General features: G+C 74.3%; 12 protein-coding genes. All 12 read left to right on the top strand.

Going from position 1 to position 15,921, the window contains the following annotated elements:
- Positions 1–278: 278 nt before the first annotated feature.
- Positions 279–1,262, top strand: coding sequence for an AfsR/SARP family transcriptional regulator (locus ABT070_RS45160; protein WP_351769087.1), 984 nt, complete (start codon positions 279–281; stop codon positions 1,260–1,262).
- 888 nt (positions 1,263–2,150) lie between these two features.
- Positions 2,151–3,560 carry a condensation domain-containing protein gene (locus ABT070_RS45155; RefSeq protein WP_351769086.1) on the top strand — a complete coding sequence of 470 codons (1,410 nt, stop codon included), beginning with the start codon at positions 2,151–2,153 and terminating at the stop codon, positions 3,558–3,560.
- Positions 3,561–4,630: 1,070 nt separating this feature from the next.
- Positions 4,631–5,698, top strand: coding sequence for a type III polyketide synthase (locus ABT070_RS45150; RefSeq protein WP_351769084.1), 1,068 nt, complete (start codon positions 4,631–4,633; stop codon positions 5,696–5,698).
- A 33-nt stretch (positions 5,699–5,731) separates the two neighbouring features.
- Positions 5,732–6,289 (top strand): cupin domain-containing protein, encoded by a 558-nt coding sequence (locus ABT070_RS45145; protein ID WP_351769082.1) that lies wholly within the window; start codon positions 5,732–5,734, stop codon positions 6,287–6,289.
- A gap of 16 nt (positions 6,290–6,305) precedes the next feature.
- Positions 6,306–7,463 carry a DegT/DnrJ/EryC1/StrS family aminotransferase gene (locus tag ABT070_RS45140; RefSeq protein WP_351769080.1) on the top strand — a complete coding sequence of 386 codons (1,158 nt, stop codon included), beginning with the start codon at positions 6,306–6,308 and terminating at the stop codon, positions 7,461–7,463.
- On the top strand, positions 7,460–8,455 hold the full coding sequence (locus tag ABT070_RS45135) for a methyltransferase (RefSeq protein ID WP_351769078.1): 996 nt from the start codon (positions 7,460–7,462) through the stop codon (positions 8,453–8,455). The genes ABT070_RS45140 and ABT070_RS45135 overlap by 4 nt, the downstream gene beginning before the upstream one ends.
- 348 nt (positions 8,456–8,803) lie before the next feature.
- Complete coding sequence (wrbA, locus tag ABT070_RS45130) at positions 8,804–9,427, top strand: NAD(P)H:quinone oxidoreductase (protein WP_351769077.1); 624 nt, start codon at positions 8,804–8,806, stop codon at positions 9,425–9,427.
- Between the two features lie 610 nt (positions 9,428–10,037).
- The gene (locus ABT070_RS45125) at positions 10,038–11,624 is read left to right on the top strand and encodes a class I adenylate-forming enzyme family protein (RefSeq protein ID WP_351769076.1); all 1,587 of its coding nucleotides are present in this window, start codon (positions 10,038–10,040) and stop codon (positions 11,622–11,624) included.
- Positions 11,625–12,243: 619 nt separating this feature from the next.
- Entirely contained in the window at positions 12,244–13,476 is a 1,233-nt protein-coding gene (metK, locus tag ABT070_RS45120) for a methionine adenosyltransferase (RefSeq protein ID WP_351769074.1), read from the top strand.
- A 268-nt stretch (positions 13,477–13,744) separates the two neighbouring features.
- Entirely contained in the window at positions 13,745–14,725 is a 981-nt protein-coding gene (locus ABT070_RS45115; protein WP_351769072.1) for a carbohydrate kinase family protein, read from the top strand.
- A gap of 224 nt (positions 14,726–14,949) precedes the next feature.
- Complete coding sequence (gene metF / locus ABT070_RS45110; RefSeq protein WP_351769091.1) at positions 14,950–15,816, top strand: methylenetetrahydrofolate reductase [NAD(P)H]; 867 nt, start codon at positions 14,950–14,952, stop codon at positions 15,814–15,816.
- A partial coding sequence (locus ABT070_RS45105; RefSeq protein ID WP_351769089.1) for an adenosylhomocysteinase occupies positions 15,806–15,921 on the top strand: 116 nt, incomplete at its 3' end. The genes metF and ABT070_RS45105, both read left to right, overlap by 11 nt.

Here is a 15,921-nt window from a genome sequence, read left to right as displayed (position 1 = left end):
GCGAGGGGGTCTGAAGGTTTTGTGGAGAGGGCTGCGAGGCGGTGCCGAGCGGTTCTCCAGCCGTATTCGAGAACCGACCGGAAAACGGAACCGGACCGCCACCGGCCCGCCGCACCCCCACACCCCAGCCGAAAGAGCCCGCCCGGCCGCCGGACCGACTCGAAAACCCCTGGAGAAACAGTCCACACGGGCCCGCAGCCCGGCCGCACGCCCTGCGCTCGGCCCGCGTGCCGACTACTGTGCCCGGAACTCGTTGGACACCCCGGTGCGAGGACGGCATGGAGTTTGGGATTCTGGGTTCCGTGCAGATCCGCGACACGCGCACCGATCTGCGGATCGTTCCCGTGGGCGCCAAACAGCGCGCCCTGCTCGGCGCCCTCGTGGTGAAGGCCGGCCAGGTCGTGCCCCGCGACCGCCTCGTCGACGAACTGTGGGGCGAACACCCGCCGTCGAACGCGGCCAACGCCCTGCAGGCCCACGTCGCCCGGCTGCGCCGGCTGCTCCCCGACCCCGCCCGCGCGCCCGGCCCGGGGACACGGCACCACGAAGCACTCGCGACCCGCCCCACCGGATACGTCCTGCGCCTGGGCGGCATCGACACCGACGCACGCCGCTTCACCCGCCTGGCCGCCGAGGGCCGGGCACTGCTGGGCACCGACCCCGTCCGCGCCGCCGGCCTCCTGCGCGAGGCCCTCGCACTGTGGCGGGGCGCGGCCCTGCAGGGCAGCGGCCGCGGCACCATCTGCTCGGCCGAGGCCGCACTGCTGGAAGAGGGCCGGCTCGTCGCCCTGGAGACCCTGTACGACGCATGCCTGCGCGCGGGACACGGCCACGAGATCACCGGCGAGCTGGAGGAACTGACCATCGCCCACCCGCTGCGGGAACGCTTCCACGAACTGCTGATGAGCGCCCTCGAGCGGTGCGGCCGGCAGGCCGAGGCACTCCTGGCCTACGAACGGGCCCGCCGCACACTCGTCCACGACCTGGGCATCGAACCCGGACCCGCGCTGCGCGCCCGGATGCAGACCATCCTGCACCACCACGACCCGGGCGCCCACCCCACCTGCCCGCCGCAGCCACGGGAGCCGCGGACCGGCCCGGCCACCGCGCCGGACACCCCCGGCCACGACAGCGACGCCACACTGCTGCGGGAAGAGATCGCCTGGCTGCGCCGCCGCGTCGAACACCTCGCCCGGGAACAGCACGACCTGCTCAGCCGCCTCGACCGGCTCATGCCCCGCGAACCGTCCGGCCCGCCGTAACCCCGCCTGCACCTGCACCTGTGCCTGTGCCTGTGCCTGTGCCTGTGCTTGTGGCTGTGCCTGCGCCTGCCGGGGGGCCTGCCTGCCCGTACCGGCAGGCGCCGTCGCCCGCATCGGCCCGGCCGCCGGGCACGGTTCGCCCCCGGCGGTTGCGGTCCGCCCTTCGAGGACACCGCGTGCTGTCGAGTGCCCCTCCGATGCCGGGCCGCGGCTTCCTCCACCGGCCGCAACCGGCCCGCAGACCGTGCGCGGACCGTGAGCGGATCGCGCACGGCCCCCCCCGCAGGCGACGAGGCCGGCCCACCGCACCGGGCCGGCGCCCCGTCCGTCCGCGCACAGCAGACGACGGTGCCCGCACACGCACCGGACCGGCACCCCGTCCGTCCCTGGACCGTCCCTGGAGCGCGGCCGGACCGTCCCTGGACCGCCGCCGGGCCGTCCCGCAGACGACGACGCCCCGCCTGCGCCTGCGCCTGCGCCTGCGCCTGCGCTTGGGCTTGGGCTTGGGCCTGGGCTTGGGTCTGCGCGGCGCGTCGGTGCGGCGGCGCGCCCGTCTCCAGGCCCGGTGGGCAAGGCGGCACGCCGGGGGCGGGCCGGCGGCCCCGGGCCGGCGCCGGCGGCCCCGGCTTCCTCGCCACCGGGCCCCGCCCGTGCGGCAGTTGGCCGTGCGGACCCCGACCGCCCGGGTGCCGTCCGCGGCCCGGCTCCAGCCGTGGCCCAGGCGTTCACGAGCGGTGTTCGAGCCGCGTCGGCATCGCGTCAGGGCACTGACGGGGGAGTCGTGCATGATGCGCCCGGGAGTGCCACACCCGGGCAAGCCGCTCCGGCGGGATCACTGCGACCCGCGGTCCTGGCGGGTCGCGGCAGTGACTGCGAGGAGGACGAGACATGGCGAGGTCGAGCCGCCGGCGCCGTGCATGGATCCGTACCGACCGCCGCCCCACCGCACCCGCACGCGCCGCACGACCACCCGTGCCGGCCCCCTGGCACCGCTGCGGCGCGCTGCTGGCCTCCGCCGCGAACCGGTCCACCGGACGGCACGTGGAACAGGCCTGGTGGCACTGGTACGGGCCGCTGGACACCGAGCGGTTCACCGCCGCCTGGCAGTCCGTCATCGACAGAGAAACGATTCTCCGAGGCGCCTTCGAATGGGCCCCCACACCACGCCTGGTCTTCCACCTGAACGCCCGCCCCGACGTCGTACGCCACCGCGCGGGCGCCGTCGACTGGGACGAACTGCTGGAACGGGACCGGCTGCACGGCTTCGACCTGAGCAGCCCCGGCCCGCTGCGCATCACCCTCGTCGACACCGGCGTCCCCGACGTCACCCGGGTCCTGCTCACCTTCCACCACGGGCTGCTGGACGTCCTGAGCGTGTCCGTGCTCCACAACGAGTTCAGCCGCGCCTACCTCGGCGGCGGCGTGCTGCCCGGCGGCGAACGCCGGCCGGACGTGCGCGACTGGCTGCACTGGCTGGAGTGCCAGGACACCACCGCGGCACGGGACTTCTTCTGCCGGGCCCTGCCCCCCGACACCTCCGCCGTCCTGCCCGCGCTGCCCGGCCCGCACACCGGACAGCACGGTTCCGGCCGCGCCGAGGCCCGGCTGGGCGCCGCCGACACCGACCGCCTCCACCGGTGGGCGGCCGGCCGGGGCCTGCCCGACTCCGGCGTGCTGTACGCCGCGTGGGCGCTGCTGCTGTACCGCGCGGCCGACACGAGCGGACCCGTACCCGTGGGCTTCGGCGTCACCGTCTCCGGGCGCGGCATCCCCCTGGAATGCGCCGAGCGGCTGGTCGGACCGCTGCGCAGCTGTCTGCCGATGACCGCCCTGGTCGAGGGCGGCCGGCCGATCGGCGCGCTGCTGGCGGACCTGCGCGACCGGGCCCTGGACATGGCCGCCTACGAATGGGTCTGCCCCCGCCAGATCCAGGAGTGGGCCGGCCGCCCGGCCCGCCGCCTGCAGAGCCTGGTCTCCCTGGAACCCGCCCCGCGTCCGCTGCCCGACCTCCGGGCCCGCCTCGCCGACGCCGGCATCCGCTTCGGGCACCGCCACGCCAGCGGCGCCCACCCCCTGCTGCCCGTCGCCCTGCTCGTACGGGAGGACGCCGACGGCTCGAAGCTGGTCACCGTCGTCCACGACCGCGCCCGTCTCTCGGACGCCGACGCCGACCTGCTGGCCGGCCAGTGCGCCCGGCTGCTGCGCCATCTGCCCGCCCTCGACGGCACCGAGACCGTCACCGAGGTACTGGACCTGCTCGGCCAGGCCCCCCGGCCCCGCATCGCCCCGCCCTGCTGACAACCCCGACCACCCCAACATCCCTTTCCTGCAACCGCGTCGGCCACCCGGCATCCGGCCACCCGGCATCCGGCCGCCCGGCCCCCGGCGTCCGCGCGGATGCCCCGAGCCCGGCGGCCCGGCGGCCCGCGCCGGCGGCCTCACGCCCGAACGCCCGGCGGCCCCGCGCAACGCCCGGCGGCCTCACGCCCGAATGCCCGGCGGCCCACGCCCGGAGTGCTGCGCCCGCGTTGAGTGTCCGCCGCCGCCTGTCGGGCCGTCTGCCCGCCCGCGCCCCCAGCCGCCCCCGCCAACGCCGTGCCGCCCGTTGCCCATTGCCCCGGCCCCGGCCCCGGGTTCTCCCGTTCCCCCTCCGGGGGAGGGACTCCCGTCCGCCCCTCCGGGGAGTTGCTCGCGTCCGCCGCGCCCGTAACGCTCCGCTCGGGCGGGGGAGTTGGGCCAGGCGCGCCCTGCGGGTGCCGCGCCGGCCCGCAGCTGCCGGGCCGCCGTGGCCGGGCCGGGCGGGTGGCCCCCGGACCGCATGTGACCCGCGTCACCTGGTGGTGTTCTGGCGTCAGGGCTTTGCCCGTGTCACGATTTCTGCACGCCTTCCCTGCCCGAAAACATCTGTGCGGCAGTGGATTGAGTGCCGTATCGCCGGTCCGCGCCACAGCGGGACCGAGCCCCCTGTGACCCACGGCAGCCGGCCGCCTCCCCGAGGCGGCCGAAGTCCCTTTCCCCGCAAGGCCGGCCGCGGCGCGCCCCGGCGCGCATCCGTCCGCCGGCCCGCCACCGCGTCACCCGCCCGCAGCACCCGCCCGCCCCGGCATGCCGTCCGACGACATGTCAGTTCACGCGCGGTCCAGGGGGGTTGGCGGGACGCGGAGGGGGAGGGGGCCGTCCGGCAGGGTGCTGCGGCGTTCGACCGGGAACCGCGACCCGCCCCCGGCCCGGCCGCGGGCGGTGCGGGCCACCGTGAAGAACCTCGTCGACAACCACACCGAGGGAGGCGGGCGTCAGGTGGCCTGCCGTCAGCCCCATGTCCCACTGCCCTTGCTGTCGAGACTCCAGAAGAAGTGGATTCCAGATATATGCCAAGGCTATGCAAACCGGCGATGAGCGCGCCGGAACATGTCATCACAGTGGAAGAGACTCTGGAATTTGCCGAGAACGCGCATGCCGGCAAGCCGCAGCTTCCCTTGGCGCTGCGCCTCATCCGCAACACGGGCGTGAAGAAGCGGCACCTCGTCCAGCCCATCGAGGAGACGCTCCACCACCCGGGCTTCGAAGAGCGCAACCGGATCTACGAGGTCGAGTCGAAGAAGCGCTGCCCCGAGGTCATCGAACGCGCCCTGGCCAACGCCGAGCTGACGGCCCGTGACATCGACGCGATCATCTACGTGTCGTGCACCGGGTTCCTGATGCCGTCGCTGACGGCCTGGCTGATCAACAAGATGGGACTGCGCTCCGACACCCGCCAGATCCCCATCGCCCAGCTGGGCTGCGCGGCCGGCGGAGCGGCGATCAACCGGGCCCACGACTTCTGCCTGGCCCACCCCGGCAGCAACGTCCTGATCGTCTCCTGCGAGCTGTGCTCCCTGTGCTACCAGCCCACCGCGGACGACATCGGATCCCTGCTGTCCGACGGCCTGTTCGGCGACGCGGTCGCCGCCGCCGTCGTACGGGGCCTGGGCGGCACCGGCATCGAGCTGGAACGCAACGCCTCCTACCTCATCCCCAACACCGAGGACTGGATCTCCTACGCGGTCCGCGACACCGGCTTCCACTTCCAGCTGGACCGCCGGGTGCCCGGCACGATGGAACCCCTCGCCCCGGTCCTGCGCGAACTGGCCAAGGACCACAGCTGGGAGGCCGGCAGCCTCGACTTCTACATCGTCCACGCCGGCGGCCCGCGCATCCTCGACGACCTCGCCAAGTTCCTCGAGGTCGACCGCAAGGTGTTCCGCCACAGCTGGGCGACCCTGACCGAGTACGGCAACATCGCCAGCGCCGTCGTCCTGGACGCCGCCCGCCGGCTGTTCGAGGAGGACACCCCGCTGCCCGGCGCGACCGGTCTGATCGCGGGATTCGGTCCCGGTATCACCGCCGAGATGGCGCTGGGCACCTGGGCCGACGACAGCCCGCGCAGCGCCGGCTGACCCCTCCGGCCCGGACCCAAGGAAGCGAAGCGTATGACCGACCTCATCGTCCCCCCGGGTGCGGGGCGCAAGCTGATCACCCCGGCGCAGGAAGTGACCTTCAAGGCCACCGAGGCCATGGGCTCCTCCATATCGATCTTCGAGGTGGTCGTGCCGCCCGGATTCGACGTCGGGGCGCACGTGCACAGCCACTCCCAGGAGTTCTTCTACGTCCTGGAGGGAGAGCTGGACCTGCTGGCCTTCGAACCCGCGCGACGCACCGAGGACACCTGGCACGACTGGGAGTCACCCGCCGGCGACCGCGTCGTCCGCGCGGGCGAGGGCGCCTGCATGTTCGTGCCCCCCGGCACCCCGCACGCCTTCCGCAACGCCACCGACAAACCCGCCCGGATGCTCTTCCAGAGCTATCCCTCGCCCGACCACGAGCTGTACTTCGAGGAGATCGCGCAGATCTGGTCGCGCGGCACCTCGGTGGATGCCGCCGCCGTGCAGGAGATGCGCAAACGCTACGACGTCAGCCAGATCACACCGCTGAACCACACACCCCCCACGCTCCTGGCCGCCGACCCGGCCGCAGAGCCCGGCGCCTGACGGGAGACGACAGACGATGGAATCGATTCCCCTGGTCCACGCGAGTCTGGGAGAACAGGAACTGGCCGCCGTCGCCGAGGTGTTCGCCTCCGGCTGGCCGGCCGGCCAGGGCCCCAGGGGCAAGGCCCTGGAGGCACAGCTCACCGCGAAGTACGCGGTCGGCGACGCCGTCGCGGTGAGCAACTGCGGCGCCGCACTGCACCTGGCCCTGCTCGCCCTCGGCGTCAAGCCCGGCGACGAGGTGATCGTCGCCGACTACACCTTCCCCGCACCCGCCCACGCCGTGCGCTACCTCGACGCGGTCCCGGTCTTCGCCGACGTACGCCCCGACACCGGCACCATCGACCCGCAGGCGGTCGCCGACCTGGTCACCGCCCGCACCGTCGGCATCATCGCCGTCGACACCGTCGGCATCCCCGCCGACTACACGCCGCTCCAGCAGATCGCCGACCGCCACGGCCTGTTCCTCGTCGAGGACGCCGCCTGCGCGGTCGGCGCGACCTACCAGGGCCGCCAGGCGGGCGCCCTCGCCGAAGTGGGCTGCCTGTCCTTCCACGGCCGCAAGGGCGCCACCAGCGGCGAGGGCGGCGCCCTGCTCGCCGCCGACGCCAAGATCGCCGCCGACGCACGGCTGCGCTCCTCCTTCGGCATCGGCAGCATCTTCGACATCAGCGACGTCGTCGGCCTGCCCATCCCGGAATTCACCGAGATCGGCTACAACTTCAAACTGTCCGACATCGCCGCCGCGATCCTCCAGGTCCAGCTGGGCCGGATCGACGAACTCCTCGCCCGCCGCGCCGCCGTCGCCGCCCGCTACGGCGAACTCCTCGCCGACGAGGACCTCCTGACGGTGCCGCACGTGCCCGAGGACCGCACCCACGCCTGGCAGTCCTACATGGTCACCCTGGACAAGGGCGTCGACCGCGCGGCCGTCGCCGCCGAACTGCGCGCCCAGGGCATCGGCTGCGGGCACGGCACCTGGGCCACCCACGTGCAGCCCGTCTTCGAGTCCAAGCAGACCTGCCCGGTCTCGGCGGACCTCTTCCGCCGCAACCTCGCCATCCCCATGCACGCGGAACTCTCCGCGGACCAGGCCGAACGGGTCGTGGCCGCCCTGCGCAGCGCGGTCCGCACCCACTCGGCGTCCTCCCGGGCCCTAGGAGGGGCAGCATGACCGACAGCGCGCCGTCACCGGACAACGTCCTGCGGCTGATCAACGGCTACTGGGCCACCGGCGTCCTGGGCGCCGCCGCCAGCCACTCGCTCTTCACCCACCTCGAGGACGGCGCCGGCACCGCCACCGAACTGGCCGCCCGCGCCGGGATCTCCGAACGCGGCGCACAGACCCTCCTCGACGGACTCGTCAGCGTGGGACTGGTCGAACTGGACCAGGGCCGCTACCGCAACACCGCGGAAGCCTCCGCCTACCTGGTCGACGGCCGGCCCGCCAGCCTGAGCAACTTCGCCAAACTCAAGCTCTCGCACATGGGCAGCCTCACCGGCCTGCCCGACGTGGTCCGCGCCGGCGGACCGGTCAGCGAGGTCGTGGTGGAGGTCGCCAACAACCCGCACTGGCAGGAGATCGTCACGGCCATCGCCGCCCAGTCGGTGCCCGCCGCCACCATCGCCGCCGACGTCCTCGGCCTCGCCGACGCCGGCGAGATCTCCATCCTCGACGTGGGCGGCGGCTCGGGCATCTACTCCGGCATCTGGCTCCAGACCAACCCGGCCGCCCGCTCCACCCAGCTCGACTGGGCGCCGATCAACGAGATCGCCCGCCGCCTCCTCGACGAACGCGGCGTCGGCGACCGGTTCACCACCATCGACGGCGACTTCCACGCCACCGACTTCGGCACCGCCCGCTACGACATCGCGCTGTACTCCCACATCGCCCACCAGGAGGGCCCGGAGAGCAACGTGGAGGTCTTCACCCGGCTGCGCCAGGCCCTCAAGCCCGGCGGCACCCTCGTCGTCAACGACTACGTCGTCGACGACGACCGCAGCGGCCCGGCCTTCCCGCTGATCTTCGCCTCGGAAATGCTCCTCAAGAGCAAGCAGGGCAGCACCTGGCGCCAGAGCGACTACCGCGACTGGCTCGTCAAGGCCGGCTTCACGGACGTCTCCTTCCACTCCGCGCCGCCCGCCACGCTGGTCCTCGCCCGCTAGCGGCACCCCACCGCCCCCGGAGGCAGGCACCCCGCCCCCGGAGGCAGGCACCCCGCCCGCCGCCGGCGGGAGAAGACTCCCGGCCTGCCGCCGGCGGAGAACAGGCACCCCGCCCGCCGCCGGCGGAAAGCAGGCTCTCGGCCCGCTGCCGGCGGAAGGCGGGCACTGCGCCCGCCGCCGGCGGAGAACAGGCAAGCGGGCCCGCGGCGCGGCGGCGGCAGCCGCAGGACCGGCGGCCCGGCACGACCCGCAACCGCAACCGCAACCGCAATTGCAACCGGGCCGGGGGCCAGGGGCCCGGGGCCCGTGGATCACCCGGCACCGAAATCCAAGACAAGGACACCGCATATGGCACCCGTGAACGTCTCCGTCATCTACTACAGCTCCACCGGCAACGTGCACACCCTGGCGAAGGCAGCCGCCGAGGGCGCGGAGAAGGCCGGCGCGACCGTGCGCCTGCGCAAGGTCCGCGAACTGGCCCCGCCGCAGGCGGTCGACGCCAACCCGGCCTGGGCCCAGCACCTCAGGGACACCGCCGACGTCGCCGAGGCCACCCTGGACGACCTGAGCTGGGCGGACGCGGTGCTGTTCGGCACCCCCACCCGCTTCGGCAACGTGGCCAGCCAGCTCAAGGCGTTCATCGACACCGCCGGCGGCCTGTGGCAGCAGGGCGGACTGGCCGACAAGGTCCTCTCCGCGTTCACCGCCACCGGTACCGCGCACGGCGGCCAGGAGTCCACCATCCTGGCGCTGAGCAACACCTTCTACCACTGGGGCGGCATCATCGTGCCGCCCGGCTACACCGACCCCATCCAGTTCCAGACGGGCAACCCCTACGGCACCTCGCACGTCTCGGGCGTCGGCGGCGCCGGCTCCGCGCCCGGCGAAGCGGTGCTGGCGGCCGCCGCCCACCAGGCCCGTCGCGTCGCGGAGACCGCGGCAGCCCTCAAGGCCGGCCGCGCCGCCTCCTGACGCCCCCCGGCCGGCACCCCTGCCCGCAGCCGGCACTCCTGCCCGCAGCCGGCACTCCTGCCCGCGGGCGGCACCCGCCCCGGAAGCGGCACTCCCACCCGGGGCCGGGGCCGGGGCATGGGCATGGGCCGGGGCACAGCGGCCCGGGCTGACACCCCGCCCCGGGGCGGCACTTCCGCCCTGCCCCGGGGGCGGCGCACCCGCCCCCGGGGCAGTGCACCCGTCCTGGGCAGCGCGCCCGCCCCGGCGAGGTGCGCCCGCCCTCGGGGCAGTGCATCCGCCCCCGGGGCAGTGCACCCGTCCTGGGCAGCGCGCCCGCCCCGGCGAGGTGCGCCCGCCCTCGGGGCAGTGCGCCCGCCCCCGGGGCAGTGCACCCGCCCCCGGGGCAGTGCACCCGTCCTGGGCAGCGCGCCCGCCCCGGCGAGGTGCATCCGCCCTCGGGGCAGTGCGCCTGCCCTCGGGGCAGTGCGCCCGCCCCCGGGGCAGGGTGCCCTGCCCTGCCTCGCCGTACCTGCCGCCGCGCGCAGTGCCGCCCCGCGCGCGCGGCGGCATCCCGCACCCGCCGGCGACAGCCCGAACGTCCCTCGCCCACCGCAAAGGAGCAGCCCCGATGAAGGGCTCTGTGGCCTACCGATCGATACAGAAGCGCGGTCTTCACATCGGCCTGCTGCCGGCCATGGCCGCGGCCGTCAACGGTGCGACGCCGATCACCCTCGACCACGATCTCGACGTCCTGCCCGAGGCGGGCCGGAACCTGACGGTCTCCCGGCTCGCCGACCTCGTGGACGACCTCGCGGCCCGGCTGTGGGCGGCGGGCGTGCGGCCCGACGAGCACATCGTCGTCCACAAGAAGGCCAACGCCGACGTGTGGGTGCTGGCCTGCGCCGCGTCCCGGATCGGCGCGGTCCCGGTGATGCTCTCGCCCGGCCTGGACGCCAAGACGGTGGGCGCCCTGCTGGAACGGGTCGGCCGGCCCAACCTGCTGACCGACGAGCACAAACTCGACGTCCTGGCCGAGGTGCCGGTGGCGGAGCTGACCCGGCGGGTCATCATCGTCTCCGGCGAACGGCCGGGAGCGCAGTCGCTCGGCAAGTTCGCCGGCGCGCCGCGGGTGCAGCCGGTGGTGCGGCCGATCGACGAGGCCGCCGTGATCACCCACACCTCCGGCACGACCGGACTGCCCAAGCTGGTCGTGCACACCCCCCGCACCCAGGGCATCCGGCTCAAGCCGCAGTGGCGGCTGCTCTCCCTGATGCGCGAGCCGGAGACCGTCGCGGTGCACATCTCCTTCGTGCACTCGCGCATGGTCGCGGCGATGGCCCTGGCCCTGCTGCGGGAGATGCCGGTCCTGCTGATGAACGAGTCGGACCCCGACACGGTCGCCGACCTCTTCCTGCACAACCGGCCCGGGTTCATCGAGGCGCTGCCCAACTCGCTGATGGAGTGGGAGAGCCTGGCCGAGGACCCGCGCAAGCCGTTCGCCTCGGTGAAGTACTTCAGCAGCACCTTCGACGCGATCCACCCCGGCACGATGAGCCGGCTGCTGAAGTCCTCCGAGCGGCGCGGCGCGTTCTTCTTCCAGATCTACGGGCAGAGCGAGGTCGGGCCCGCCGTCGGCCGCGCCTACTTCCGCGGCTCCGCCCACAAGGCCAACGGCCGCTGCGTGGGCTGGCAGATGCCCGGGGGCGCGGCGAAGGTCCGGGTGGTGAGCCGGGACGGCAAGCGGCCCGCGGAGAAGAACCCCGGCTTCATCGAGGTCGCCTGGCCGGGCCTGGCCAAGACGTACTTCGCCGAGCAGGACCGCTACGACACCAACCGCTTCGGCGACTGGTGGCGCACCGGGGACGTCGGCTACTTCACCCGGTTCGGCTGCCTGCACATGCTCGACCGCGAGGTCGACATGATCCCCGGGGTCCGCAGCTCCCTGGAGGTCGAGGACCTCGTCCTGAGCAAGCTGCCCGAACTGAGCGAACTGGTCGTCATCCAGGGCCCCGCCGCCGAGGCGATCCCGGTGATCTGCACCCGCGACGACCAGCCGCTGGACCCCGACCGCTGGCGCAGGGCCGTCGCCGCGTTCCCCCAGCTGGCCGCCCCCGTGCAGATCCCCCAGGCCGAACTGCCGCGCACCGCCACGCTCAAGGTGCAGCGGCTCGCACTGGCCGACCGGATCAAGGACCAGCTGAAGAACCGGACATGACCCGCGGCTAGCAAGCCGCCCGCGGCCCGCACCAAGGCCGGGGCTGGCACCACGGCCGGGGCCGCCGGCCCACCGCCCCCGACGGCGCCCCGACCCCCGGCCGAGCCCGGGTCGGGGCCCCGCCCGGCCTCCGGCCCGGCCCCGGCCTCCGGCCCCGCCCCGGCCGCCCGGGTCGCGCAGCCGCGCCGGCCCACCGCCCCGACGGCGATCCGGCCCCCGGCCCCCGGCTCCCGGCCGAGCCCGCTCCTGCCCTCCGGCCCCGGCCTGGCCTCCGGCGGCCCCGGCATCCGGTCCCGGTCTCGGCCGAGCCGGCAGCCCGGCCCCGGGCCGCCCCGGTCACGCTGCCGCGCCGGCCCACCGCCCCGACGGCGATCCGGCCCCCGGCCGAGCCCGCTTCCGGCCCCGGCTCGGCCTCCGGCCCCGGTCCTGGTCCCGGTCCGACCCCGGCCGAGCCGGCAGCCCGGCGCAGGCCGCGCCGACCGCGTAAGCCGCGCCGACCGCGTAAGCCGCGCCGACCGCGCAAGCCGTGCCGACCGCGTAAGCCAGGCCGGCCGCGCCGCCGCGCCGCTCCGCGCACCACCCGTCGCCCGTGTCCGCCCACCACCGTTCCTGGAGTGTCATGTCCCGCCGCCTGTTCACCTCGGAATCCGTGACCGAGGGACATCCCGACAAGATCGCCGACCAGATCAGCGACACCGTCCTGGACGCGCTGCTGCGCCAGGACCCCACCTCCCGCGTCGCGGTCGAGACCCTGATCACCACCGGCCAGGTGCACATCGCCGGCGAGGTGACGACCTCCGCCTACGCCGACATCGCCACCCTGGTCCGCCAGAAGATCCTCGACATCGGCTACGACTCCTCGGCCAAGGGATTCGACGGCGCCTCCTGCGGCGTCTCGGTGTCCATCGGCGCCCAGTCCGCCGACATCGCCCAGGGCGTCGACACCGCCTACGAGGTCCGCGTCGACGGGCACGACGGGCACGACGAGCGCGCCGAGGACGCACTGGACCGGCAGGGCGCGGGCGACCAGGGCCTGATGTTCGGCTACGCCAGCGACGAGACCCCCACCCTGATGCCGCTGCCGATCGAGCTGTCCCACCGCCTGGCCCGCCGCCTGACCGAGGTCCGCAAGGACGGCACCGTCCCCTACCTGCGCCCGGACGGCAAGACCCAGGTCACCGTCGAGTACGAGGGCGCCCGCCCGGTCCGCCTGGACACCGTCGTGGTCTCCTCCCAGCACGCGAGCGACATCGACCTCGACGCCCTGCTCACCCCCGACATCCGCACCCACGTCGTCGAACACGTCCTGGCCCGCCTCGCCGACGACGGCATCAAACTGGAGACCGACGACTACCGTCTCCTGGTCAACCCCACCGGCCGCTTCGAGATCGGCGGCCCGATGGGCGACGCCGGCCTCACCGGCCGCAAGATCATCATCGACACCTACGGCGGCATGGCCCGCCACGGCGGCGGCGCCTTCTCCGGCAAGGACCCCTCCAAGGTCGACCGCAGCGCCGCCTACGCCATGCGCTGGGTCGCCAAGAACGTCGTCGCCGCCGGCCTCGCCGCGCGCTGCGAGGTACAGGTGGCGTACGCGATCGGCAAGGCCGAACCGGTCGGCCTGTTCGTGGAGACCTTCGGCACCAGCACGGTCGCCGCCGAGAAGATCGAGGACGCCATCACCGCCGTCTTCGACCTGCGCCCCGCCGCGATCATCCGCGACCTCGACCTGCTGCGCCCGATCTACGCCCAGACCGCCGCCTACGGCCACTTCGGCCGCGAGCTGGCGGACTTCACCTGGGAGCGCACCGACCGGGCCGACGCCCTGCGCGCGGCGGCCGCCGCGAGCTGACCGGACAGCGCCGCGGAAAGCACCGCGGCGCCCAGGCCGGCGGGGAGCGGTGGCACCCCCCGTCCCACCGCTCCCCGCTTCCCCCCCCCGGCTCCCCAACCCCGGCTCTCCCCGCCCTGCTTCCTCCGCCCGCCTTCTTCGCCCGCGTCTTCCGCCGGCGTCTTCCGCTTCCCGCTTTCTCCGCCCCCGCTTCCTTTGCCCGCCGGCCCACTCGCCGTCCCGGACACCGGCCGGACCGTCCCGCCCAGAGGCCCAAGGAGCACGTGCCGTGCGTATCGCCGTGACCGGATCGATCGCGACCGACCACCTGATGGTGTTTCCCGGACGCTTCACCGAACAGCTGATCAAGGACCAGTTGGAGCGGGTCTCCCTGTCCTTCCTCGCCGACCGGCTGGAGGTGCACCGCGGCGGCGTCGCCGCCAACATCACCTTCGGCCTCGGCCTGCTGGGCTGCGACCCGCTCCTGGTCGGCGCGGCGGGCACGGACTTCGCCGAGTACGGCGCCTGGCTGCGCGCCGCGGGCGTCGACACGTCCGCGGTACGGGTCAGCGACACCCTGCACACCGCGCGTTTCGTGTGCACCACCGACGCCGACCAGAACCAGATCGCCACCTTCTACGCCGGCGCCATGGCCGAGGCCGCGGACATCGACCTGGCCGACACCGCCCGCCGCACCGGCCTGGCGCTCGTCCTCGTCGGCGCCGACGACCCCGCGGCCATGCTGCGGCACACCGCCACCGCCCACCGCCTCGGCATCCCCGTCGCCGCCGACCCCTCCCAGCAACTGGCCCGCCTCGACCGCGAACAGGCGCGCCGGCTGGTCGAGGGAGCGACATGGCTGTTCACCAACGCCTACGAGGCCGCCCTGCTGAAGGAACGCACCGGCTGGAGCGAGGAGGACCTCCTCGAGCGGACCGGCACCTGGATCACCACACAGGGCGCCGACGGGGTGACCCTGGCCCGCTCCGGCACCCCCCGCCTGCACATACCGGCCGTGCCCGCCGGGAGGATCGCCGACCCCACCGGCGCCGGCGACGCCTTCCGGGCCGGATTCCTCGCCGGACTGGCCTGGCAGTGGCCGCACGAACAGGCCGCCCGCCTCGGCTGCGCCCTGGCCACCACCGTCCTCGAATCGGTCGGCACCCAGGAGTACAAACTCCTCGCCGCCGACCTGATCGCCCGCATCGCCCGGACCTACGGCGACGACGCGGCCCGCGCCGCCGAACCCCGCCTGGCAGGCGTGTCGTGAGCCCCGACCAGCCCCGCCCCGCCGCCGGCACGCGCGGCACAAGGGGTACACGCGGCACGAGCGTGCGGGAACAGCCCCCCGCGCCACGCCACTTGCCGCAGCCGGCAGTCCCGCAGCCGGCAGCCCCCCAGGCCGCAGCGCAGGCCGTGGCGCAGGCCGCGGCGCAGGCCGTGGCGCAGGCCGTGGCGCAGGCGGACCGCGCCGGCGCCGCAGGGCGCCCGCCCGTGACGACGTTCTCCTTCGAGTTCTTCCCGCCGAAGACGGCCGCGGGGGAGCGGACACTGTGGAAGGCGATCCGCCGGATCGAGCCGCTGCGCCCGGACTTCGTGTCCGTGACCTACGGCGCCGGCGGCTCCTCCCGGGACCGCACGGTGGCCGTCACCCGGCGCATCGCCGCCGAGACGACCCTGCGCCCGGTCGCCCACCTGACCGCCGTCGGCCACCCGGTCGCCGAACTGCGCCACATCATCGGCCAGTACGCGGACGCCGGCATCCGCGACGTCCTGGTGCTGCGCGGCGACCCGCCGGGCGACCCCAAGGGCGCCTGGACGGCGCACCCGCGGGGCTTCGCCTACGCCTACGAGCTGGTCGAACTGGTCCGCTCGCTGGGCGACTTCAGGATCGGGGTGGCCGCGTTCCCCGAGCGTCACCCCCGCTCGCGCGACTGGGAGTCCGACATCCGGCACTTCGTCGCCAAGTGCAGGGCGGGCGCCGACTACGCGATCACCCAGATGTTCTTCCACGTGGAGGACTACCTGCGGCTGCGCGACCGGGTCGCGGCCGCCGGCTGCGACATCCCGATCATCCCGGAGATCATGCCGGCCACCGACCACCGGCAGATCGCCCGCTTTGCCGAACTCTCCGACGCGGCCTTCCCCGAGGCCCTCGCCGCGCGCCTGCACACGGCCCGCGAGGACCCGCGGGACGCGCACCGCATCGGCGTCGAGTACGCCACCGCCATGGCCGAACGCCTTCTCGCCGAGGGCGCCCCCGGCCTGCACTACATCACCCTCAACAAGTCCACGGCGGCTCTGGACATCCACCGCAACGTCCTGAGTTCGACGAGCGCAAGGATCCTCCATGCCTGCTGAGCCCACCGATTTCAAGGTCGCCGATCTCTCCCTGGCCGCTTTCGGCCGTAAGGAGATCACCCTGGCCGAGCACGAGATGCCCGGCCTGATGTCGATCCGTAAGGA

It is taken from the genome of Streptomyces sp. NPDC002884 (genome assembly GCF_040295245.1).
GTDB lineage: Bacteria > Actinomycetota > Actinomycetes > Streptomycetales > Streptomycetaceae > Streptomyces.
Note: the sequence above shows the minus strand (reverse complement) of the source record. Positions and strands in the feature narration are given on the sequence as shown.

What these genes read in the sequence shown, in the direction of transcription:
- ABT070_RS45160 (WP_351769087.1), top strand. Translation starts at nt 279, where the DNA reads ATGGAGTTTGGGATTCTGGGTTCCGTGCAGATCCGCGACACGCGCACC.
- ABT070_RS45155 (WP_351769086.1), top strand. Translation starts at nt 2,151, where the DNA reads ATGGCGAGGTCGAGCCGCCGGCGCCGTGCATGGATCCGTACCGACCGC.
- ABT070_RS45150 (WP_351769084.1), top strand. Translation starts at nt 4,631, where the DNA reads ATGCCAAGGCTATGCAAACCGGCGATGAGCGCGCCGGAACATGTCATC.
- ABT070_RS45145 (WP_351769082.1), top strand. Translation starts at nt 5,732, where the DNA reads ATGACCGACCTCATCGTCCCCCCGGGTGCGGGGCGCAAGCTGATCACC.
- ABT070_RS45140 (WP_351769080.1), top strand. Translation starts at nt 6,306, where the DNA reads ATGGAATCGATTCCCCTGGTCCACGCGAGTCTGGGAGAACAGGAACTG.
- ABT070_RS45135 (WP_351769078.1), top strand. Translation starts at nt 7,460, where the DNA reads ATGACCGACAGCGCGCCGTCACCGGACAACGTCCTGCGGCTGATCAAC.
- wrbA (WP_351769077.1), top strand. Translation starts at nt 8,804, where the DNA reads ATGGCACCCGTGAACGTCTCCGTCATCTACTACAGCTCCACCGGCAAC.
- ABT070_RS45125 (WP_351769076.1), top strand. Translation starts at nt 10,038, where the DNA reads ATGAAGGGCTCTGTGGCCTACCGATCGATACAGAAGCGCGGTCTTCAC.
- metK (WP_351769074.1), top strand. Translation starts at nt 12,244, where the DNA reads ATGTCCCGCCGCCTGTTCACCTCGGAATCCGTGACCGAGGGACATCCC.